This window comes from Streptomyces brasiliensis (assembly GCF_014647875.1).
Taxonomy (GTDB): Bacteria; Actinomycetota; Actinomycetes; order Streptomycetales; family Streptomycetaceae; genus Streptomyces; species Streptomyces brasiliensis.
The window spans coordinates 351,292-371,339 of the sequence record NZ_BMQA01000002.1; the positions used below are offsets into that span (position 1 = coordinate 351,292).

21 protein-coding genes are annotated in these 20,048 nt (G+C 70.9%); 12 read left to right on the plus strand and 9 right to left on the minus strand.

What is annotated here, in order from left to right:
* Positions 1-62: 62 nt before the first annotated feature.
* The 6 genes from IEZ19_RS05260 to IEZ19_RS05285 all read left to right on the plus strand — a co-directional run bounded on the left by IEZ19_RS05260 (position 63) and on the right by IEZ19_RS05285 (position 4,202).
* Positions 63-584 carry an NUDIX hydrolase gene (locus IEZ19_RS05260; protein ID WP_189309796.1) on the plus strand — a complete coding sequence of 174 codons (522 nt, stop codon included), beginning with the start codon at positions 63-65 and terminating at the stop codon, positions 582-584.
* A gap of 10 nt (positions 585-594) precedes the next feature.
* Positions 595-987, plus strand: coding sequence for a YidH family protein (locus IEZ19_RS05265; protein ID WP_189309797.1), 393 nt, complete (start codon positions 595-597; stop codon positions 985-987).
* A complete protein-coding gene (locus IEZ19_RS05270; protein WP_189309798.1) occupies positions 984-1,298 on the plus strand; it encodes a DUF202 domain-containing protein in 315 nt (104 codons plus the stop codon). The genes IEZ19_RS05265 and IEZ19_RS05270 overlap by 4 nt, the downstream gene beginning before the upstream one ends.
* Before the next feature lie 205 nt (positions 1,299-1,503).
* Positions 1,504-1,800, plus strand: a complete 297-nt coding sequence (locus IEZ19_RS05275) for a hypothetical protein (protein WP_189309799.1) — start codon at positions 1,504-1,506, stop codon at positions 1,798-1,800.
* A gap of 158 nt (positions 1,801-1,958) precedes the next feature.
* Complete coding sequence (locus tag IEZ19_RS05280; RefSeq protein ID WP_189309800.1) at positions 1,959-2,981, plus strand: phosphotransferase family protein; 1,023 nt, start codon at positions 1,959-1,961, stop codon at positions 2,979-2,981.
* 6 nt (positions 2,982-2,987) lie between these two features.
* Positions 2,988-4,202, plus strand: a complete 1,215-nt coding sequence (locus tag IEZ19_RS05285) for an acyl-CoA dehydrogenase family protein (RefSeq protein WP_189309801.1) — start codon at positions 2,988-2,990, stop codon at positions 4,200-4,202.
* A 55-nt stretch (positions 4,203-4,257) separates the two neighbouring features.
* On the opposite strand, the gene IEZ19_RS05290 is transcribed toward IEZ19_RS05285, so the two are convergent.
* From IEZ19_RS05290 to IEZ19_RS05300, 3 genes are read right to left on the minus strand one after another with little or no spacing between them, the layout of a single operon-like run.
* Positions 4,258-4,851, minus strand: a complete 594-nt coding sequence (locus IEZ19_RS05290) for a TetR/AcrR family transcriptional regulator (RefSeq protein WP_189309930.1) — start codon at positions 4,849-4,851, stop codon at positions 4,258-4,260.
* Positions 4,852-4,877: 26 nt separating this feature from the next.
* Entirely contained in the window at positions 4,878-6,575 is a 1,698-nt protein-coding gene (locus IEZ19_RS05295) for a class I adenylate-forming enzyme family protein (RefSeq protein WP_189309802.1), read from the minus strand.
* A complete protein-coding gene (locus IEZ19_RS05300) occupies positions 6,557-7,321 on the minus strand; it encodes an SDR family oxidoreductase (protein ID WP_189309929.1) in 765 nt (254 codons plus the stop codon). The genes IEZ19_RS05295 and IEZ19_RS05300 overlap by 19 nt, the downstream gene beginning before the upstream one ends.
* 227 nt (positions 7,322-7,548) lie before the next feature.
* Here IEZ19_RS05300 and IEZ19_RS05305 point away from each other — a divergent pair, with 227 nt between their 5' ends.
* Both IEZ19_RS05305 and IEZ19_RS05310 read left to right on the plus strand, forming a co-directional pair.
* Positions 7,549-8,793 (plus strand): exo-beta-N-acetylmuramidase NamZ family protein, encoded by a 1,245-nt coding sequence (locus tag IEZ19_RS05305; protein WP_189309803.1) that lies wholly within the window; start codon positions 7,549-7,551, stop codon positions 8,791-8,793.
* 80 nt (positions 8,794-8,873) lie between these two features.
* Entirely contained in the window at positions 8,874-10,190 is a 1,317-nt protein-coding gene (locus IEZ19_RS05310; protein WP_189309804.1) for a serine-threonine protein kinase, read from the plus strand.
* Between the two features lie 15 nt (positions 10,191-10,205).
* On the opposite strand, the gene IEZ19_RS05315 is transcribed toward IEZ19_RS05310, so the two are convergent.
* A complete protein-coding gene (locus IEZ19_RS05315) occupies positions 10,206-12,998 on the minus strand; it encodes a penicillin acylase family protein (protein ID WP_189309805.1) in 2,793 nt (930 codons plus the stop codon).
* 233 nt (positions 12,999-13,231) lie between these two features.
* Between IEZ19_RS05315 and IEZ19_RS05320 the strand changes: the two genes are divergently transcribed.
* The gene (locus IEZ19_RS05320; protein WP_189309806.1) at positions 13,232-13,834 is read left to right on the plus strand and encodes a hypothetical protein; all 603 of its coding nucleotides are present in this window, start codon (positions 13,232-13,234) and stop codon (positions 13,832-13,834) included.
* Between the two features lie 90 nt (positions 13,835-13,924).
* On the plus strand, positions 13,925-14,653 hold the full coding sequence (locus IEZ19_RS05325; protein ID WP_189309807.1) for a 3-keto-5-aminohexanoate cleavage protein: 729 nt from the start codon (positions 13,925-13,927) through the stop codon (positions 14,651-14,653).
* Here IEZ19_RS05325 and IEZ19_RS05330 read toward each other — a convergent pair.
* Entirely contained in the window at positions 14,623-15,333 is a 711-nt protein-coding gene (locus tag IEZ19_RS05330) for a hypothetical protein (RefSeq protein ID WP_189309808.1), read from the minus strand. The genes IEZ19_RS05325 and IEZ19_RS05330 overlap by 31 nt on opposite strands.
* Before the next feature lie 161 nt (positions 15,334-15,494).
* On the opposite strand from IEZ19_RS05330, the gene IEZ19_RS05335 reads away from it, so the two are divergent.
* The gene (locus IEZ19_RS05335) at positions 15,495-16,562 is read left to right on the plus strand and encodes an RNA ligase (ATP) (protein ID WP_189309809.1); all 1,068 of its coding nucleotides are present in this window, start codon (positions 15,495-15,497) and stop codon (positions 16,560-16,562) included.
* Between the two features lie 198 nt (positions 16,563-16,760).
* Here IEZ19_RS05335 and soxR read toward each other — a convergent pair whose 3' ends face one another.
* Positions 16,761-17,219, minus strand: a complete 459-nt coding sequence (gene soxR, locus IEZ19_RS05340) for a redox-sensitive transcriptional activator SoxR (RefSeq protein WP_189309810.1) — start codon at positions 17,217-17,219, stop codon at positions 16,761-16,763.
* Positions 17,220-17,339: 120 nt separating this feature from the next.
* On the opposite strand from soxR, the gene IEZ19_RS05345 reads away from it, so the two are divergent.
* Positions 17,340-17,801, plus strand: a complete 462-nt coding sequence (locus IEZ19_RS05345; protein ID WP_189309811.1) for a MaoC family dehydratase — start codon at positions 17,340-17,342, stop codon at positions 17,799-17,801.
* Here the strand turns inward: IEZ19_RS05345 and IEZ19_RS05350 are convergent.
* The 3 genes from IEZ19_RS05350 to IEZ19_RS05360 form a co-directional block, all read right to left on the minus strand.
* Positions 17,792-18,457, minus strand: coding sequence for a TetR/AcrR family transcriptional regulator (locus tag IEZ19_RS05350; protein ID WP_189309812.1), 666 nt, complete (start codon positions 18,455-18,457; stop codon positions 17,792-17,794). The genes IEZ19_RS05345 and IEZ19_RS05350 overlap by 10 nt on opposite strands.
* 92 nt (positions 18,458-18,549) lie before the next feature.
* The gene (locus IEZ19_RS05355) at positions 18,550-18,792 is read right to left on the minus strand and encodes a YiaA/YiaB family inner membrane protein (protein ID WP_189309813.1); all 243 of its coding nucleotides are present in this window, start codon (positions 18,790-18,792) and stop codon (positions 18,550-18,552) included.
* Between the two features lie 60 nt (positions 18,793-18,852).
* Positions 18,853-20,004 (minus strand): acyl-CoA dehydrogenase family protein, encoded by a 1,152-nt coding sequence (locus IEZ19_RS05360; RefSeq protein ID WP_189309931.1) that lies wholly within the window; start codon positions 20,002-20,004, stop codon positions 18,853-18,855.
* Between the last annotated feature and the right edge of the window lie 44 nt (positions 20,005-20,048).

Consider the following 20,048-nt stretch of genomic DNA (forward strand, 5'->3'; position numbering starts at 1 on the left):
GACCGGCGCCGTCGTGACCCCTGCCTCTCCGGCGCCGCCGTGCCCCCTGCTTGGATGGGTTCATGAGCGCTGCTGACGAAATCCTCGACATCGTCGACGAGAACGACCGGGTCGTCGGCCGGTCCCCGAGGGGCGAGGCATATGCGCGCGGGCTGCGTCACCGCGCCGTGTTCGTCCAGGCCCGGGACGCCGCCGGTCGCGTCTTCGTCCACCGCCGTACCGCGACCAAGCTGGTCTTTCCCTCGCTGTACGACATGTTCGTCGGCGGGGTGGTCGGTTCCGGCGAGTCCTACGACGACGCGGCTCTGCGCGAGGCCGAGGAGGAGCTGGGCGTCTCGGGGCTGCCGCGCCCGGTGTTCCGGTTCAAGTTCCTGTACGACGACGGCGCCGCCGGAAGCTGGTGGTCGGCGGTGTACGAGGTCCGCTGCGAGCTGCCGGTACGCCCTCAGGTGGAGGAGGTCGCCTGGCACGACTTCCTCACCGACGACGAGCTGACGGCCCGGCTCGGGGAGTGGGCGTGGGTGCCGGACGGCCTGGCGGCGTACGAGCGGCTGCGCGCGTACCGGTCCGGCCTGCCCCGATAAGGTCCGGCACGTGATCGAGTTCATGCGGAACGTCCGCTTGTGGTTCGCGCCGGAGCAGGTCCGGCAGGAGGGCTCCACCCCGGACTACCGGTTCTCGCTGGCCAACGAACGCACCTTCCTGGCCTGGCTGCGCACCGCGCTCGCGCTGATCGCCGGGGGCTTCGCGGTGGACCAGTTCCTGCCCGGCCTGCGCTGGGCCTGGCGGGTGGGACTGGCGCTGGCCCTGCTCGGCGCGGGCGTGCTGTGCTCGCTGCGCGCGGTCAACCACTGGGTGCGCTGCGAGCTGGCGATGCGCCGGGGCGAGGATCTGCCGACGTCCCGGTTCCCGGCGCTGCTCGGGGTCGTGGTCGGGGTGGTGGCCGTCGCGATGGTCGTGATCGTGCTCTTCGGCTGGGACGGATGACGGCCGGGCGGGACCCGGGCCTGCAACCGGAGCGGACCCGGCTCGCATGGCGCCGTACGACGCTGACGTACGCCGTGGTCACCGTGCTGGCGCTGCGCGTGGCCCTGCACCGTGGCCACTCCGCCGCCGGGATCGTGGTGTGCGCCCTGTGCTGCGCGTTCTTCGCGGCCTTCCTGTGGGTGGCCCACCACCGGATCCGGACGCTCGCGACGACGCCCCGTCCCGCGGCCCTCGGTCCCCGGCAGGCCGCGGCGGCAGTGCTGTGCGCGTCGGCGATGGCCGTGTGCGCGGTGGCACTCATCGCCCGGTAGAGCACCGGGCGCCACGCACACGAGCCCCGGGGACGAACCGCAGAGCCGCGCCGCGCACACAAGCCGTGCAAGCAAGCCCCGTGGACGAGCCGTACAGGCGAGCCATGTGGACGAGCCACGTTGGCGAATTGCCCCGATATGCACCCTCCATCTGGCAGCCTGTCCGTCGTCATCACCCGACCCGCGCACCCCGAAGGCGAGCGCCATGACGACCTCCCACCAGGAACACGGCACGCACACCCACACGCACGGCCCCGACTGCGGACACACGGCGGTGCCGCACGGCGATCACATGGACTACGCGCACGACGGACACCTCCACCGCGAGCACTCCGGCCACTGGGACGAGTGCGAGCCGGCCGGGCACACCGCGCACGAGGGCCACGACCACCGGCACGGCGAAGGCTGCGGGCACGCGCGCGTGCAGCACGGTGACCACGTCGACTACCTGCACGACGGCCACCGGCACGCGGAGCACGGCGGCCACTGGGACGACCACTGACCCCGGCCGGAAACCACTCGCCGACGGCTCCCCGCACAGCCCGCGGGGAGCCGTCGGCCTATCGTGGCCCCGATCACGTTCGGCTCACCCACTGGACGGCATACCGACCGGTCGGCATCATGAGTCGGGTCCTGTTCACCCGTTCGTAGGAGTGATGTATGAACCCCGACCACCCGCCCGGACTCGATCTCGACCGGCTGCGCGGCCTGCTCGACCGCGAGCGGCCCGGTCTGGTCGACGGCCCCCTCAGCGGCAGGCTGATCGAGGGCGGACGGTCGAACCTCACCTACGAGCTCTCGGACGGCACCTCGAAGTGGGTCGTACGGCGTCCCCCTCTCGGCCACGTCCTGGCCACCGCGCACGACATGAAGCGCGAACACCGGGTGATCAGCGCGCTGCACCCGACGCGGGTGCCGGTGCCGCGTCCGGTGCTGCTGTGCGAGGACGAGGAGGTGCTGGGGGCGCCCTTCTACGTCATGGAGTTCGTCGCGGGCACGCCGTACCGCACCGCCGAGCAGCTCGCCCCGCTCGGCCCGGAGCGCACCCGGGGCGCCGTGCTCTCCCTCGTGGACACGCTCGTCGAACTGCACGCCGTGGACCCCGCCGAGGTGGGCCTCGCGGACTTCGGCCGGCCGGAGGGCTTCCTGGACCGGCAGCTGCGCCGCTGGGGCAAGCAGCTGGACGCCTCCCGCAACCGCGATCTGGCGGGCATCGACGAACTGCACGCGTCCCTGGGCCGGGCACTGCCCGCTTCCCCGGCCCCGGCCGTCGTCCACGGCGACTACCGGCTCGACAACGTCCTGATCGGTGACGACGACCGGATCGAGGCCATCCTCGACTGGGAGATGTCGACGCTCGGCGATCCGCTGACCGACCTGGGCCTGCTGGTGATGTACAGCATCCCGCTGGGGTTGCCGAACTCCCCCATCTCGACGACCGCTTCGGCCGCCGGGCACCCGGCCCCGGCCGAGCTGGTCGAGCGCTATGCCGCCCGCTCGGGGCGCGACGTGGCGGCCGTCTCCTGGTACACGGCGTTCGCCTGGTTCAAGCTCGCCGTGATCCTCGAGGGCATCCACTACCGGTACACGCTGGGACAGACGGTCGGGCGCGGCTTCGACCACATCGGCGATCTCGTGCCGGTCTTCATCGATCACGGGCTGAACACTCTTCAGGAAGGCTGACCGGACATGGACTTCGCGTTCGACGCGCGCACCGAGGAGCTGCGTGGCAAGCTGCTCGCCTTCATGGACGAGTACGTGTATCCGGCCGAGGCGGTGGCGGAGGAGCAGCGGGCCGCGCTGGCCTCGCCGTGGGACAGCCCGGCCGTGGTCGAGGAGCTGAAGGCCGAGGCGCGCAGGCAGGGCCTGTGGAACCTCTTCCTGCCGGACGCCGAGTACGGCGCCGGGCTCACCAATCTCCAGTACGCCCCGCTCGCCGAGATCACCGGCCGCTCCCCGCAGCTCGCGCCCACCGCGCTGAACTGCGCGGCGCCGGACACCGGGAACATGGAGGTGCTGGCGCAGTTCGGCGACGAGCGGCAGCGGAAGCAGTGGCTGGAGCCGCTGCTGGCGGGTGAGATCCGCTCGGCGTTCGCGATGACCGAGCCGGAGGTGGCGTCGTCCGACGCCACGAACATCACCACGCACATCGAGCGCGACGGCGACGAGTACGTCATCACCGGCCGCAAGTGGTACATCTCCGGGGCGATGAACCCGGACTGCAGGATCTTCATCGTGATGGGCAAGACGGACCCGGACGGCGCGGACATCCGCCGTCAGCAGTCCATGGTGCTGGTCCCCCGCGACACCCCCGGCGTCACCGTCGAGCGCGCGATGCGGGTCTTCGGCTACGAGGACCACTACCACGGTGGCCATGCCGAGGTGATCTTCGACCACGCGCGTGTGCCGGTGCCGAACCTGATCGGCGAGGAGGGCGGCGGTTTCGCGATCGCGCAGGCGCGGCTGGGTCCGGGCCGTATCCACCACTGCATGCGCCTGATCGGCATGGCGGAGCGGGCGATCGAGCTGATGTGCCGCCGGGCCGTCTCCCGCACCGCGTTCGGCAAGGCGCTGGGGCAGCAGGGCGTGGTCCACAACTGGATCGCGGACGCGCGCGTGCAGGTCGAACAGCTGCGCCTGCTCGTCCTGAAGACGGCCTGGCTGATGGACACGGTCGGCAACCGCGGCGCCCACACGGAGATCCAGGCCATCAAGATCGCCACGCCGCGCGCGGTCGTCGGCATCATCGACCGGGCCATCCAGTTGTACGGCGCGGGCGGCGTCAGCCAGGACTTCCCGCTGGCCGAGCTGTACGCGGCGGCGCGGACGCTGATGATCGCCGACGGTCCGGACGAGGTCCACCAGCGGTCGCTGGCGCGGCGGGAGCTGAAGAAGTACCTGTGAGCAGTCGTGGGTAAGGGGCGACCGCAAGGGCGCTCGCCCCTTACCCCTTCGAGCCTCAGGGCCGCAGTGCGCGCAGCAGCAGGTCGGCCAGGTGGTCGGCGACCTCCTGCGGGCCGAGCGGACCGTCGGGGCGGTACCAGGTCGACAGATGGTGGACCGAGCCGAAGTGGTAGTCCACGACCAGGTCGGCCGGGGTCGCCGTGGAGAAGACGCCCTCGCGCTGGCCCTCCTCGACGAGCGCGCGGAAGCGTTCATGGTAGCGCCGGCGCTCGGCGCGCACCTGCTTGTTCTTCTCCGGGCTCAGATGGTGCATGGAGCGGAAGAAGATCATCGCGTCGTCGAGGTTCTCGATCGTGGTGACGACGACGTCGGCCGCCGCGGCCCGCAGCCGCTTCTCGACCGGCTCGTCGGCGTCCGCGAACGCGTCGAGGCGCTCCTGCTGTACGCGCAGCACGCGCGCGTACACCTCGTGCAGGAGGTCGTCCTTGGAGCCGAAGTAGTGGTACAGCGCACCCTTGGTGACGCCGGCCGCCTCGACGATCTCCTGCACGGAGGTGCGGTCGTAGCCCTGCTGGGCGAAGAGCCGGGTGGCGGCGGCGAGGAGCCGCTGCGGGACGGGCGTACCGTCTCCGTCCGTCGTCCTGGGCACTGCCGCCACCTGCCTTTCCTTGATGCCTACTGGCTGTCGTCGCTTCTGTTCTGTACGTCCTGTACGCGGGAACGCAGTTCCCGACGAAGGATCTTCCCACTCGCCGTCTTGGGCAGGTCGGGCAGGATCTCCACCTGACGCGGGTATTTGTAGGCCGCCAGTCTCTCCTTGCAGTAGGCGGCCAGCGCACCGGGGTCGGTGTCGGCACCCGGACGAAGGCTGATGTAGGCCTTGACGGTCTCACCCCGGTAACCGTCGGGCACGCCGACGACGGCCGCCTCGCGCACCGCCGGATGCGTGTAGAGCACGTCCTCGACCTCGCGCGGCCACACCTTGAAGCCGGACGCGTTGATCATGTCCTTCTTGCGGTCGACGACGTACAGCCAGCCCTGTTCGTCCATGAAGCCGATGTCGCCGGTGCGCAGTTCGCCGTCGGGGAAGGTCTCGGCGGTGGCCTCGGGACTCCGCCAGTAGCCGGGCACGACCTGCGGTCCGCGCACGACGATCTCGCCCTGCTCGCCGAACGGCACCTCCTCGCCCGCGTCGTCGACGATCCGTACGACCGTGTCGGCGCCGGGCACACCCACGGCCAGCGTCCCCGAGACGGGATCGACGGGCGCCTCCAGTTCGGGCGGCACGGACGCGCAGGGCGCGGTGCACTCGGTGAGGCCGTAGCCGTTGCGGATGTACGGCCCGAAGCCCGCCCGGAACTTCTCCATCAGGGCGGGCGGCAGGGGCGCGCCGCCGGAGGATATATTCGCGAAGGAGGCGAAGTGCTCCGGCGTGACGTCCGGGTGGGCGGCCAGCGCCATGAAGGCGGTGGCGGGGCCCACGGTGTAGTGCGGGCGGTGCTCGGCGAACGCCTCGAGGACCACGCCCGGTTCGAAGCGGTACGTCAGCACCAGCGTGCCCGCGCTGTTCAGGCCGGCGCCGAACTGGCAGACCATGCCGGTGATGTGGAAGAGCGGGGCGAGGGCGTAGTAGACGGGCGCCTCGGGCAGGGCGAGCCCGGTCCGCTGGCGCTCGGCGTTGTACATGATGTTGGCGTGCGTGTTGGTGGCGCCCTTGGGGGTGCCGCTGGTGCCCGAGGTGTAACTGATCAGGGCAATGTCCCCGGGCCGAGGGTCGCGGCCCTCCGGTGCCTTGCCGCCCTGCCGGGCGACGGCCACGAGGTCGTCGGCGTCGGGCGCCTGCGGCAGCCGCTCGAAGGTCAGCACGCGCGCGTCGTTCCGGGTCTGGAAGTCCGACTCGCAGCCGGTGAGCACGATGCGCACCGGCGATCCGTCCGCCGTCCCGCGCAGATACGACTCCCAGGCCCGGTCGGAACAGATCAGCGCGGCCACCTCACCGTCCCGCAGGACGTGCGCGACCTCCGCCGACTTGTACATGGGGTTGACCGGGACGACGGTCGCCCCGGCCTTCCAGGCGCCGAGGACGGCGAGCACGAAGTGCGGGGAGTTCTGCAGCAGGACGGCCACGCGGTCGCCGCGCTCCAGTCCGCGCGCGGCGAGATGCGCTGCGACGGAGTCGCTCAACTCGTCGACCTCGCGGTAGGTCAGCCGTGCGTCGAAGTAGGCCAGGAAGGTCCGGTCGGGCGCCTCGGTGACGGACCGGCGCAGAGCGTGCACGAGCGAGTCGGCGGGGTCGACGGGACCACGCTGGGCGTCGTTGAGCAGGGTCACCCAGGGCCGTTCGGCGTAGCCGGTCACCGGGACGCCTCCCATTTCTGCTGAAGGTGGTTCATGTTGGTCAGCCAGCGGTCGGGATCGGCGGCGCGAGCCGCGTAGTACACGGCGACCTCCGGGTGCGGGAGGATCAGGAAGCGGTCCTCCTCGATGCCCTCGAACAGGGCGTCCGCGACGGCATCCGGCTCGATCGCGGTCGGCTGGAGGACCAGGTCTCCCGCACTGCCGGTGGCGGCCAGCATGTCCGTCCGGACACCCTGCGGACAGATGGCGTGCACCTTCAGCCCCCGGTGGCGGTACGTCAACGACAGCCACTCGGCGAAGGCGTAGGCACCGTGCTTGGTGACACTGTAGGGAGCGGCGCCGATCATGGTGAGCAGCCCGGCGGCGGACACGGTCGACACGAAGCGGCCGCTGCCGCGCTCCAGCCAGTCCGGGATCAGCTCCCGGGCCGCGCGCACATGGGCCATGACGTTGACGTCCCAGGCCTGCACCCAGACGTCCTCCCCGGCGGCCTCCGTGCCACCGGAACCGAGTCCGGCGTTGGCGCAGTAGACGTCGACCGTGCCCCCGAGCGCGGCGCGGGCCTCACCGACGATGCCGGAGGCGTCACCGGGAACCGCGACCCCACCGATCTCCTCGGCAACGGCCTCGGCCCGATCACCGTCCAGGTCGTTCACGACGACCCGCGCCCCTCCGGCGGCGAACCGCCGGGCCAGAGCGGCCCCGATCCCACCCCCGGCTCCGGTGACGATGACACCGGCACCCCGCACGGCTCCCACAATCGGTCTCCTTCGACACGACGCGTCACGGCTCAGCGGGCCCACACTAACCGGTCGGTATGTTTGAAGAAAGGGTCCACCGCCACACCCATAGGGGCGCGGGGCTGCATCGATGTGCGGCTCCGCCCGGGGGCGAGATCGACCACGATGGACCCGGACCTTCCGCACGACCGGAGGAAGCGCATACCGTGCACATGCCAACGTCCCGGATGCAGCGGAGGTCACGACTCATGCACCTGTCCAGACGGAGCCTTCTTGCGGCAGCGGCCGTGTCCCCCGCGGCGGCGGCGACCACGACCGCGCCCGTAGCCGCCGCCGAACGCCGCAGCGAGGTGCGCACAGGATTCGACCGCCTCGCCAAGGACGGCTACGCACTCCTCGGCGGACAGCGCGTCGGCATGGTCACGAACCCCACCGGCATCACCAGGGACGTCCGCCACATCGTCGACGTCATGCACGAAGACCCGCGCGTGAACCTCACCGCCGTCTTCGGCCCCGAGCACGGCTTCCGCGGCACCGCGCAGGCCGGCGGCTCCGAGGGCCGCTACGACGACCCCGCGACCGGCCTGCCCGTCTACGACACCTACCTGAAGAGCGGTCAGCCGCTGGCCGACATCTTCACCACGTCCGGCGTGGACACGGTCGTCTTCGACATCCAGGACGCCGGCGCCCGCTTCTACACGTACATCTGGACGCTGTACGACTGCATGGAGGCGGCCGCGCTCGCCGGCAAGCGGTTCGTGGTGCTCGACCGGCCGAACCCGGTGACGGGCCGCGCGGCCACGGGGCCGGTGCTCCACAAGGAGTTCGCGACGTTCGTCGGGCGGCAGCCCATCGCGCAGGCGCACGGGATGACCGTCGCGGAGCTAGCGCGGCTGTTCAACGGCGAGTTCCTGAGCACGCCGGTGCCGCTGGAGACCGTGCTGACGACGGGCTGGAAGCGGTCGGATTTCTACGACGCCTCGGGGCTGCCCTGGGTGCCGCCGAGCCCGAACATGCCGACCCCGGACACCGCGCTGGTGTATTCGGGAACCTGTCTCTTCGAGGGGACGAACCTGTCGGAGGGACGCGGCACGACACGGCCCTTCGAACTGCTGGGCGCGGACGGCGTCGACGGCCGGTGGGCGGCTTCGGCGAACGAACTCGGGCTGCCGGGTGTGCGCTTCAGGGAGGCGTACTTCGCGCCCACCTTCTCCAAGTTCCAGGGGGTGACCGTCGGAGGTGTGCAGATCCATGTGCACGACCGGGAGGCGTACGACCCCGTGCGGACCGGCATCGCGCTGCTGGTCACCGCCAAGCGGGTGTGGAGCGGGTTCGCCTGGCGGTCCGACAACTGGATCGACAAGCTCACGGGCTCCACGAGCGTGCGCACGATGATCGACGCGGGCGCCGGGACGGACGAGGTGGTCGCCGCCTGGCAGGACGAGCTGGCCGCGTTCCGGCGGATTCGAAAGGAATATCTCCTCTACAAGTGAGCCGCTCCGTATGGCCAACCCTGTCCTCCGGCAGGACGATGCCCGCACATCGCACCACTTCGGGGGACGAGGGGGCCGGCATGGCGGATCAGGGGACGAGCGTTTCTCCGTACTGGGAGCTGACCTTCGACGCGGACGGCGATCCGGACGGCCGGGAACGGGACCGGCTGCTCGACGAGGTCACGGACCGGGGTGTCCGTGACCTGATCGTCTTCGCGCACGGCTGGAACAACGACCGTTCCGGCGCGACCGCCCTCTACCGCCGATTCTTCGCGCCGGTACCGACGCTCGCGCCCACGGCACGCATCGGGTACGTCGGGGTGATCTGGCCGTCGATGCGCTTCAGCGACGAGCCGATCCCCGACTTCCCGAGGTCCGTCGCGACGGCCGTGGCGGCGGGGCCCGCGCTCGACCAGGACACCCGGCACGCCCTGCTGGAGACCTTCCCGGGGCGGGCCACGGTGGTCGACCGGATCGCCCGGCTGCTGGACCAGCGGCCGCCCGAGGAGGCCGAACTGGAGGAGTTCGGGCGGCTGGTACGGCAGCTGGTGGAGGTCGTGCCGGGCGGTCCGCAGCTGCTGTTCGCCGCGGACACCCTGGCCGAGGGGGTGCCGCAGAGCGAGCCCGTCCTGTTCACCGGGGACACGGTGGCGCTCTGCGACGAGTTCGCGCATGCGCTGGCCGGTCTCGAAAGCCCGGGCGAGGCAGCGGAGTTCGCGTTGCCCAATCCCTGGAACGGCGCCCGCGAGCTGCTGCGGCAGGCGACGTACTACGCGATGAAGCGGCGCGCCGGCACGGTCGGTGAGCGTGGGCTCGGGCGGGTGGTCGGGCAGTTGGCGGAACGGGCACCGGGGGTGCGGGTGCATCTGGTCGGACACAGCTTCGGCGGGCGGCTGGTGTCGTTCGCACTGCGCGGGCTGCCCGAGGGGGTACACACGGTGAAGTCCGTGACGCTGCTCCAAGGGGCCTTCTCCCACTACGCGTTCGCGTCCCGGCTGCCCCACGACCCGCGCGCGGGAGGGGTGCTGCAGGGCCAGCACAACCGGGTGGACGGGCCACTGGTGTGCTGCTACTCGCACTTCGACCAGGCCCTCGGCACGATGTATCCCCTGGCGTCGCGGATGGCTGACGACGACGCGTCGGTCCTGGGCCTCGACGTCGGTTCGATGCTGGGCGCCAAGTGGGGAGCGATGGGACACGACGGCGTACAGGCGGTGCCGGGCACGCACGCGCTGACGCTCGCCGCGGCACTGAACGGCCCGCTGCCGGCATCGGGATGCGTGAACATCGACGCGGCAGCGGTCGTCAGACGCGGCGCCCCACCGGCAGGCGCCCACAGCGACATCGTGCACACCGAACTAGCGAGGCTGGTGTTGGCGGCGGGCCGCGTCGCGTGACCCGCCGCCAGGTCGTCAACGGTGTGACGTGTACTCCACGACCTGCTGATACGTCGGTCGGTTCTGCCAGCTGATCTTGCCGTGTCCGATGCCGCCCAGTGCGCGCTGGGCGATCGAGTCGGCGCACCACTGGTCGCCCGCCGAGCACTGATCGTCGCCCGGGTAGACCTGGGCCGCGGTGAGACCGGCCGCCTGCCTGAGCGTGCCGAGAAGGGTGTCCCGGCAGGAGCCGAGGTCGCCTCCGCCGCAGTACTTCTGCCGGAGGCCGCCCTGCACGGGCTCACCGAGCACCGCCCGGATGTCCTTGTCGACATAACTCCACCAGCCGTACTGGAAGGAGCTTCCGGCGTGCGAGCCGGTCGGGCCGTGGCCCGCGGACGGGGCCTCGTCGACCGGGATGTTATTGGTGAAGGCGGTGTACAGGTCGCTGCCCAGACCGGGTTCGAACTCGGCCTTCACCAGCAGCGGCCACCAGGCGTCCAGGATGCGGATCGCGTCGGCGTCGGCGTATGTCTTGGAACCGGCCGACGTCTCCGTACGGCGCGCGCCGGCCGTGACCCATGCCTGCAGCCTGCTCACCGCCGCCGCGGCCGTGGAGTCGGTGACCGGGGAGCTGTTGATCACCTTCAGCAGGTCCGGCAGCACGTCCTCCGCGCGCAGGTCGGCGAGTGCCGCGTCCGCCATCGCCCTGACCAGCGACGTCCGGGTGACCCCACCGGCGTCGACCAGCTTCTTCACCCGGTCCTCGAGGAGATCGCCGCGGTGCACCGAGCCCTCGCCCCAGGGCGCGGACGTGTAGTCCTTGGCCTGCTTGTTGTTCCAGGAGACGTAGTAGTCCTGGTCGATGGAATCGGGGTGCGCGGACGGCGGGGTGTAGTCAGCCGTGTTGGCGGCACCGTTCCAGTTCTGCCACTCGTACGCTGACTGCGCCCACACCGGGAACTCGGCGTCCACGCCGCTCGCCCGCACCGGGTTGTCACCGCTGTTGTAGTACGCGGTGTGCTGGGAGTCGGCGTAGAACCAGTTGAACGTGTAGTTGATGTGCTGCACCGCGCTCTGGAAGGTCTGCGGACCCTTGAGGTAGTCGGGGTCGTTCAGCAGCTGGAAGCCGATGATCGAGTCGACCTCGTGCAGATAGGAGGAGCGCAGGCTGGTGTAGGCGACCTTCTTGCCGCCGACGGTCGCCCGGTACTCCACCGGACCGTACTTGGTGCGCCAGACCCGCATCGTGTACGAGCCCGCGGCGGTGCCGTCGGCGACGGTCGGCGTCCAGGCGTTCTTCTGTTCGACCTTGTCCATGGCCGTGCAGGTGCCGTGGTACAGGTAGTGGTAGTCGTCCTGGCACAGTTCGACGGCGTACGTGTCGATGATGTCCTGGCCGGAGGTCGTCGCGCTCCACGAGTAGTCCTGGCCGCGGCCGAGTTCGACGTACATGCTCAGTCCGGCGAAGGAGGCGCCGCGGGCGCTGATGCCCGGGCCCTGGATCTCCTGGAGCATGAGCAGCTGCGGGGCGAAGTAGCCGGTCTGCGGGCCGAAGACGGCGATCGGATGGCCGCTCGCCGTGTGCGTGCCGCTCACCACGAGAGCGTTGGACATGCCGCGCCTGGCGGAACTCAGTGCTGTCTTCGCGGCGTCGGCCGAGGTGCCGGTGGCGCTCGCGGTGGCAGCGCTGCCCGTACGGTCGTGGACCAGCGGTTCCTGGGTCACCGAGCCGGCGTCGGGCAGGGCCTCGCCGCGTGGGGTGTCCGGCTTGGCGGCGTAGGGGAAGCTCTCGCCGTTGTGGACGGTGAGGACGGCCTCGGGGTCGTTGCGCTCACGGAAGGACTCCCAGACCTCGGTGCCCTCCTCGACGCCGTACTTGGACTGGGCGGCGATCAGCGAGAGGGCGTTGTTGACCTCGCCGCCGCCTCCGGAGCCGAACAGGGCGCCGACGACGGAGGCGAGCGCCACCAGGTCGGTGATCTTGAAGTGGCCGATGGTTCCCGCGTTGGTGATCGCGTCCTTGTGGCCGGTCAGGACGTACTCACCGGGGAAGTAACGGCCGCTGTCGGAGGCGTCGATGTAGGCGTTGATGCCGTCGAGATAGGCGGTGGCGTCGGCGAGCGCCTGCTGACCGCGGGCGCCGTTCCCGGCCACGGCGTTGTCGATCTGGGCCTGCAGGTCGGCCTCGGTGTAGGGGGCGTTGCGGTAGAACTCCTGCTCGAGGCCCTGGTTGGCGGGGGCGCCGCCCGCGAAGGACGTGAGCTGTCCGCGGCCGACGTGCCGGAAGACGTCCATGAGCCAGAGCCGGTCCTCGGCAGCCGCGTAACCGGCGCCGAACTCGGTGCCGTACCGGGTGGTGCCCGTGATGTGCGGCACACCGGTCTTCTTGTCACGGACGATCGTCACGTCACCACGGCCGGCGGGCTTCTCGGTGGAGGCGACCTGGCCGGAGGGGACGCCGAACGACGCGTCGTTGAAGAAGGTGTTGATCTTCGTGTCGGTGAGTCCGGAGTAGCCCGTGGCCAGGTCGGCATAGGGGCCGAGCTGGTCCTCGGCATGGGAGGGCTGGGTGCCGAACGCCTGGTTGAGGAGGATCTGGGCGAGGGTCGCGTTGCCGTTCTCGCCGGGCGGCAGGATGTCGGAGCACTGGCCGCCGCAGTAGTCGTTCGAGGCCGTGAGCTGGGGTGCCGCCGTGGCGGCCTGGGTCAGCGGGGACAGCAGTCCCGCGACCAGGACGCAGACGGATGCGGTCTTCAGGAACCCCGGGAATCTGCCGGGAGTTCTCAGTTTGTCGAAGAACCAGTTGTGTGGGGTACGCCGTGGCATGGCAGCTCCTCCCGATGGGGGTGGGCCGGACGTTACCGCCGGTATCCCCGAGATTGAAGATGAACATGCGTCACTTTTGCGGAGTCGCCGTGGAGTCGACGGCGGGGCAGCTGGAAACCGGATGGAGCCGATTCGCGTGTCGACACGTCTATCCGGCGACGGGGGCGCGAAGTCCGTACGACTACGCCGAAGTGACCGAAGTACAGGTGCAGGTGTGACGGAGGTGCACGGCCATGGCCGGTTTCCGGAGTCTGGCGAGACAGGTACGAGATCCCCGGTGCGATCTGGCGCTCAGGCGCTACTCGCTGCGCAAGTGCCTGGAGCGGTTCGCCCCTTATGGGCACCGGGCGACCTGGGATCATCTGTGCTGCCGGGCCGGGTTCGGACCCGAGGACCGCTCCCCCGACCCGGTGCGGCTCGTGGCCGCGCTGGAGGAGCTGGAGGAGGCCCGGGCAGTCTGGCTCGCCTATGAGGGGGAGTTCGCGAAGCGCCGCAGGAAGGAGAAGCACGACGGGCTGCGCCGCCCGGGCAGCGTGGACGACTGGCACCGGCTGACCTGGGGCGGCTTCGGGGTGGCCTGGTGCGACGACCCAGGTGTCCACCCCCGTGAACCACTCGCCGAGGTGCTGCGGCGGTTGATCGCTGCCCTGGAGCGCGCTCCGGGCTCGACGTGCCCGGTGTGCGGCGCGGAACACCTCGGCTGGAAGTACGACCTGGACCACGAGCCGTCGTCCGGTCCGGTCTGCGCGGACTGCGGGATTCTCGTACCGCGGCCCGTCCTCACCCCCGAGGCCCTGGCCCACGCCAGGCACGGGCGGCTGCTCATGTCGGCCTGACCATCCGGGGGTGCGCCGGGGAGACCGCACCCCCCGACCTGAACGTCCGCCCGCACGGCCGTTGTCAGTGGTGTCCGGCACCATCGGGACATGGTGCAGGTGTGTCTCAACGGATCCCGGCAGAGCGGCGACGGCGCGCGCGTGCCGTCGTCCCCCGAGGAGCTGGCGCGGTCGGCGGCCGAGGCGGTCGCGGCCGGGGCCACGGACGTCCACGTCCATCCCAGGACACCGGACGGGCGCGACAGTCTGCGCCCGGACGCGGTTGCGGCGACGCTCGACGCGATACGGGCGCGGGTGGCGGTGCCGGTCGGTGTGACCACCGGTGCCTGGGCGGAGCCCGGTCCCGCGACCCGGCTGGAGCTCGTGCGCGGTTGGCGCGTGCTGCCCGACCACGCCTCGGTCAACTGGCACGAGGAAGGCGCCGAGGAACTCGCCGCACAGCTCATGGCCCTGGGCGTCGGCGTGGAGGCGGGCATCTGGTCCGGCACGGACGGCGCGGCCCGGTTCGCGGCGGCGCCGCTCGCTCCGGGGGTGCTGCGCGTGCTGGCGGAGGTGACGGACACCGACCCCGGCACGGCCGAGGGGACGGCGCGGACACTGCTCGCCGAGCTGGGCGACGCGCACGGCCGCCCGGTGCTGCTGCACGGCGAGGACGGCGGCACGTGGCCGGTACTGCGGCTGGCCGGGCGGCTGGGGCTCGCGACGAGGATCGGCCTCGAGGACACCCTGCTCATGCCGGACGGGCAACCGGCCGCCTCCAACGCCCGGTTGGTGACGGAGGCACTGTTTCAGTCCAGACGGTCGAAACGCTCCTCGTAGGGCACGGTGAGCAGTTCGGCGCGCAGGGCCAGATCATGCTCGGCCAGGTCGCGCAGGCGTGCGGCACCCTCGCCCGACAGCCAGGCCCGCAGCCCGGCGACACCGGCGTCCTCCCCGTCGTTGTCCCACCAGGCGAAGGGGGAGTAGTCGGACAACAGATCGTAGAGCCAGGTGTCGGCGCAGGCGACGAGATGGGAGTCGGCGACCGGGCCGCGGCCCCAGACGTCGAGGAACGGGGTCACGGTACGGGCGACCGCCGCGCAGGTCTCGAAGACGTCGGCGACCGGGTACGGCGGCTCGGGCGTGGCGAGGACCTCCCGCCACCAGGCCTTGACGAACGCGTCGATCGCCGCGCCCTGCTGGGCCGGCCAGGCCCGCCAGTCCACCCGCACCAGTCCGTGGGCGCCCCAGCCGACGCTGTCCAGGGTGCCGTCGGCCATCGCGTGCGCAGCCTGGGGCAGCAGCCGGCGCATCGCTGCGGCGTGGTCGTCGAAGTGGTCCGGCACCTCGAAGACGTACATCCGCAGGACGTCCGCGGGCACGCGCGTGTACGGCGTGCGCAGATACGCGGTCTCCTCGGGCAGATGGCAGCGGCCGCAGCCGGTCTCGGTGGGGCTCGCGAAGCCGTTGAACACGGTGTCGATGTCGGCGAGCGCGGCATCAAGGGCGATTGAGGACATGGGAGTCGGTCCCGTCGGGACTCCGTGCGCGGCGTCGCCACCGGCCGAAGATCACGACGGTACCAGCCGCTAATCAGGTGGCTCCACCCCTTTCCCGTCCGGACAGTTGGGGCCGATGAAACACACCTGAGCCCTGGGCGAAGACCGACCGAGGAGTCCCGATGTCGACGCTGCGCGTCACCGCCGAAGTGCTGACCGTCCACGAACACCCCAACGCCGACGCGCTCGAACTGGCCCAGGTGGGTCTGTACCGGGCCGTCGTCGCCAAGGGCGCGTACCGCACCGGTGAGGCCGCCGTCTACATCCCCGAGCAGTCCGTGCTCCCGGCGGCCTTGATCGAGGAGCTGGGGCTGACCGGGCGTCTCGCGGGCGGGAACGCCGACCGGGTCAAGGCGGTGCGGCTGCGCGGGGAACTGTCGCAGGGGATCGTGTGCCGGCCGAAGGCGCTCGACGGCGTCGATCTGGCCCGAGCGGCGGCCGACCGGACCGACTTCGCGGAACTGCTCGGCATCACCAAGTGGGTGCCGCCGATTCCGCCGACGATGAGCGGCGAGGTGGAGCCGGCGCCGGATCTGCTGCCCTGGGTCGACATCGAGAACATCCAGCGCTACCCGGACATCTTCACGCCGGGCGAGCCGGTGGTACTGACCGAGAAGCTGCACGGGTCGGCGTGCCTGCTGACGTATGTCGCCGGGCAGGGCCGGGTGTACGTGTCCTCCAAGGGGTTCGGTGCCAAGTCTCTGGCCCTGAAGGAGGATCCGCGCAACCTGTACTGGCGGGCGATACGCGCGCACGGCGTCGCCGAGGCGGCCGCGCGGCTCGCGGAGCGGCTCGGGGCACGGCGCGTCGGGATCTTCGGGGAGGTGTTCGGGGCGGGGGTGCAGGACCTGACGTACGGCGCGGACGGGCGGCGGGACTCGCTCGGGTACGCGGTGTTCGACGTGTCGGCGGACGTGGGCGGGCAGGTGCGGTGGTTGGACGCGGTGGAGTTGCTGGAGGGTGAACTGCCGCTGGTGCCATCGCTGTTCTCGGGTCCGTACGACATCGAACGGGTGCTGTCGGTCGCCACGGGGCGGGAGACCGTGTCGGGGCGGGGGCTGCATCTGCGGGAGGGTGTGGTGATCCGGCCGGTTGCCGAACGGTACAGCCCGGTGACCGGGGGACGGGCGATCGCGAAGGCGGTGAGCCCGGCGTATCTCACGCGGAAGGGTGGGACGGAGTTCGAGTGACCCGGTGCCGGGGCCGGCCGGGGTGGGTTTCGCTCGCCGGCGCTCGCGGGGTGTCTCCCAGGCCCTCGAGGCACCGGGGGAGCCCGACCGCCCGCGGCTACGAGCCCCGTAAGGGGCGCGGGGACCTGCGCGACCAGCTGCCGCGTACCCGCACCCGGCGCGCAACCGGACAGGCCACGGCGCTCCCCCGGCCCCGGCCTACCGTCCCCCCGGCAGCAGACGGGAGCCGGCCTGGGCTTGGCCGAACGCGTCGTCCGGGTTGGACAGGACGCAGCTCTCCAGGGACAGGCAGCCGCAGCCGATGCAGTCCGTCAAGTGGTCTCGCAGGCGGTTGAGGTGCTTGATGCGTTCGTCCAGTTCCGTGCGCCAGGCCTCCGAGAGGCGCGCCCAGTCCTCGTGGGTCGGGGTGCGTTCCTCCGGGAGTTCGGCCAGGGCCTCGCGGATCGTGGCGAGGGGGATGCCCACCCGCTGGGCGGCCCGGACGAAGGCGACGCGGCGCAGGGTGTCACGGGTGTAGCGGCGCTGGTTGCCGGCGGTGCGGCGGCTGCTGATCAAGCCCTTGGACTCGTAGAAGTGCAGGGCGGAGACGGCGGCGCCGCTGCGTGCGGACAGCTGGCCGACGGTCAGCTCGTGGATCTCCTCGGGGATCTGGGGCATCCCTCAGAGCCTACCGACCCGGCCATCACGCCGTCCGTTGACATCGATCCCGCACCCGAGCATGCTAAGCAGTTGCTTAGACAATGAGGTGCGCCAAGCGCTAGCGAAAGGGTCGGCAACATGGCAGAGCCCAGGATCTTCTCCTCCCCCGACGAGCTGAAGGCCGCCGTGGGTGAGCAGTTGGGGTACACCGACTGGCTGGAGGTCGACCAGAAGCGGATCGATCTGTTCGCGGACGCCACCGGTGACCACCAGTGGATCCACGTCGACCCGGAGAAGGCCGCCCAGGGCCCGTTCGGGACGACGATCGCGCACGGCTATCTGACCCTCTCGCTGCTCCCGCTCTTCGGCCCGCAGCTGATGGGCGTCGAGGGCGTGAGGATGGGCGTGAACTACGGTACGAACAAGGTCCGTTTCCCCTCGCCCGTCCCGGTCGGCTCCCGGCTGCGCGCGACGGCGAGGATCACGGGCGTCGAGGACGTCACCGGCGGTGTCCAGGTGACCGTCGCCTTCACCGTCGAGCGCGAGGGCGGCGAGAAGCCGGTCTGCGTCGCGGAGTCGGTCTCCCGCTACTACCTCTGAGGCTCCGCACCACGTCCGCGTCCCCGCGGCTGCTTCCCCGCGCCCACCATCCGCAGCACGAGGTCGGCGTACAGCGCGCCGACCTCCTCGGGGGTCCGGGGTCCGTCCACGTTGAACCAGCGGGCCACGTCGATGCACAGGGAGAGCACCGCGAGGGTCGTCCCGTGCAGGTCGATGACGTCGAACTCACCTGAGTCCACGCCGTTCCGGATGATCCCGCGCACCTCGGCGTCGACCTGCCGGCGCAGCGCGAAGATCTCGTCGCGGGCGTCCGGACCGAGCGCCTCCAGCTCGTACTGCACGACACGGGCGGTGGTGCGCCGCCCGGCGTGCCAGCGGACGAAGGAGCTGACGGCGTCGGCGAGCCGCTCCGTCGCGGTGCCATCGCGGCGCGCGGCGGTGCGCAGGATGTCCAGGGCCTTGTCGTGGCCGATCCGGCTGATCCGGTGGAGCAGCTCTTCCTTGGTCTTGTAGTGGATGTAGAGCGCGGCCGGGCTCATACCGGCGCGGCCCGCGATGTCGCGGGTCGTGGTCGCGTGGTAGCCGCGCTCGGCGAAGGCCTCCACGGCGGCGACCAGCAGACGCCGGGCCGCGTCAGGGGTGACCTCTTCCCACGGCTCGACCTCGCCGCCGGTCGTCTCCTCCGCCGTACTCATCGCTCGTTCGCCCCTCTCGGTACAGGAGCTCCACCATACCGTCGAGGGTGAGCGAGCGCTTAGCGTGCCCGCTCAGAAGGCACTCCGGGTTTTCACAGCTTCTCGAAGGGGTGGTAGTCCCGCCCCGTCCCTTCCTGGCGGTCCCGGATCACCTTGGCCAGGGTGAAGGCGGAGGTCACGAGGTAGAGGACGGCGATGCCGAGGAAGGCCCGCACCCAGGCATCCACGTTCAGCTTGAAGATGCCGACCGCCGTCGCGGCCATGGCGACGGAGAAGGAGGCGACCGCCTGGCCGTAGAAGGCGGCGGTGTTCTGCTTGGACGGTGAGTCGCTCATGGGGACCAGCGTCGGCGGACGTGGCCCACGCCACATCCGCAAACGTACTCAGTCGGGTACTCAGAACGCCGAAACCCCGGTCAGCGCGCGGCCGATGAGCAGCTTCTGGATCTGGCTGGTGCCCTCATAGAGGGTCATCACGCGGGCGTCGCGCAGGAGTTTGCCCGCCGGGTACTCGTCGATGTAGCCGTAGCCGCCATAGACCTGGAGGGCGTTGTTCGCGGCGCGGACGGCGGCTTCGGAGGCGAACAGCTTGGCCTTGGACGACTCGGTGGCGAAGGGCTGCCCGCGGTCGATGAGGTCGGCCACCCGCCAGGTCAGCAGCCGGGCCGCGTCCACATCGACGGCGATGTCGCTGATCAGCTCCTGAACGAGCTGGTGGTGCGCGATGGAGGTGCCGAACTGCTCGCGCTCACCGGCGTACGTCACGGCCGCGTCCAGCGCGGCCTGCGCTATGCCTACACAGCCGGCCGCGACCGACATCCGCCCCTTGGTGAGCGCGGACATCGCGACGGAGAAGCCTTTGCCCTCCTCGCCCAGCATCGCCGAGGCCGGGACCCGTACGTCCTCGAGGACCAGCTCGGCCGTCGCCTGGCCGCGCAGGCCGAGCTTGCCGTGGATGGCGCGGCGGGTGAGGCCGGGCGTGTCGGTGGGCACCAGGAAGGCGGAGACGCCCTTGTGGCCGGGGGCGTCGGTGGAGCGCGCGAAGAGGAGGACGACATCGGCCCAGGTGCCGTTCGTGATGAACATCTTCGTGCCGTTGACGACGTATGCGTCGCCGTCGCGTACGGCCCGGGTGGTGAGGCTGCCCGCGTCGGATCCGGTGCCCGGTTCGGTCAGGCCGAAGCAGCCGACGTAATCGCCCGAGGTCAGGCCGGGCAGCCACCGGCGCTTCTGGTCCTCGTCCCCCCAGGCCGCGATCGTCTTCGCGACGAGGCCGAGGGAGACGGACACGATGCCGCGGACCGAGGAGTCGCCACGGCCCAGTTCCTCGGTGACCAGGCAGTAGGAGAGGTGGTCACCGCCCGACCCGCCGTACTCCTCGTCGATCGTGAGCCCCAGGAAACCGACCGCGCCGAGCTTCTTCACGATGTCGCGGTCCACCTCCTCGGCCCGGTCCCACGCGATGACATGGGGGGCGATCTCACGCTCCACGAAGTCCCGGGCGAGCTGCCGTACGGCGGCCTGCTCCTCACTGAGCCCCAGGTTCACCACGAGATCACCCCACAGACGACAGATCTTGAACGCCGTATCTT

What these genes read in the sequence shown, in the direction of transcription:
- IEZ19_RS05305 (WP_189309803.1), top strand. Translation starts at nt 7,549, where the DNA reads ATGCACCTGTCCAGACGGAGCCTTCTTGCGGCAGCGGCCGTGTCCCCC.
- soxR (WP_189309810.1), bottom strand. Translation starts at nt 17,219, where the DNA reads ATGCCCCAGATCCCCGAGGAGATCCACGAGCTGACCGTCGGCCAGCTG.
- IEZ19_RS05280 (WP_189309800.1), top strand. Translation starts at nt 1,959, where the DNA reads ATGAACCCCGACCACCCGCCCGGACTCGATCTCGACCGGCTGCGCGGC.
- IEZ19_RS05345 (WP_189309811.1), top strand. Translation starts at nt 17,340, where the DNA reads ATGGCAGAGCCCAGGATCTTCTCCTCCCCCGACGAGCTGAAGGCCGCC.
- IEZ19_RS05320 (WP_189309806.1), top strand. Translation starts at nt 13,232, where the DNA reads ATGGCCGGTTTCCGGAGTCTGGCGAGACAGGTACGAGATCCCCGGTGC.
- IEZ19_RS05270 (WP_189309798.1), top strand. Translation starts at nt 984, where the DNA reads ATGACGGCCGGGCGGGACCCGGGCCTGCAACCGGAGCGGACCCGGCTC.
- IEZ19_RS05295 (WP_189309802.1), bottom strand. Translation starts at nt 6,575, where the DNA reads ATGGGAGGCGTCCCGGTGACCGGCTACGCCGAACGGCCCTGGGTGACC.
- IEZ19_RS05260 (WP_189309796.1), top strand. Translation starts at nt 63, where the DNA reads ATGAGCGCTGCTGACGAAATCCTCGACATCGTCGACGAGAACGACCGG.
- IEZ19_RS05330 (WP_189309808.1), bottom strand. Translation starts at nt 15,333, where the DNA reads ATGTCCTCAATCGCCCTTGATGCCGCGCTCGCCGACATCGACACCGTG.
- IEZ19_RS05335 (WP_189309809.1), top strand. Translation starts at nt 15,495, where the DNA reads ATGTCGACGCTGCGCGTCACCGCCGAAGTGCTGACCGTCCACGAACAC.
- IEZ19_RS05310 (WP_189309804.1), top strand. Translation starts at nt 8,874, where the DNA reads ATGGCGGATCAGGGGACGAGCGTTTCTCCGTACTGGGAGCTGACCTTC.
- IEZ19_RS05275 (WP_189309799.1), top strand. Translation starts at nt 1,504, where the DNA reads ATGACGACCTCCCACCAGGAACACGGCACGCACACCCACACGCACGGC.
- IEZ19_RS05350 (WP_189309812.1), bottom strand. Translation starts at nt 18,457, where the DNA reads ATGAGTACGGCGGAGGAGACGACCGGCGGCGAGGTCGAGCCGTGGGAA.
- IEZ19_RS05325 (WP_189309807.1), top strand. Translation starts at nt 13,925, where the DNA reads ATGGTGCAGGTGTGTCTCAACGGATCCCGGCAGAGCGGCGACGGCGCG.
- IEZ19_RS05355 (WP_189309813.1), bottom strand. Translation starts at nt 18,792, where the DNA reads ATGAGCGACTCACCGTCCAAGCAGAACACCGCCGCCTTCTACGGCCAG.
- IEZ19_RS05315 (WP_189309805.1), bottom strand. Translation starts at nt 12,998, where the DNA reads ATGCCACGGCGTACCCCACACAACTGGTTCTTCGACAAACTGAGAACT.
- IEZ19_RS05285 (WP_189309801.1), top strand. Translation starts at nt 2,988, where the DNA reads ATGGACTTCGCGTTCGACGCGCGCACCGAGGAGCTGCGTGGCAAGCTG.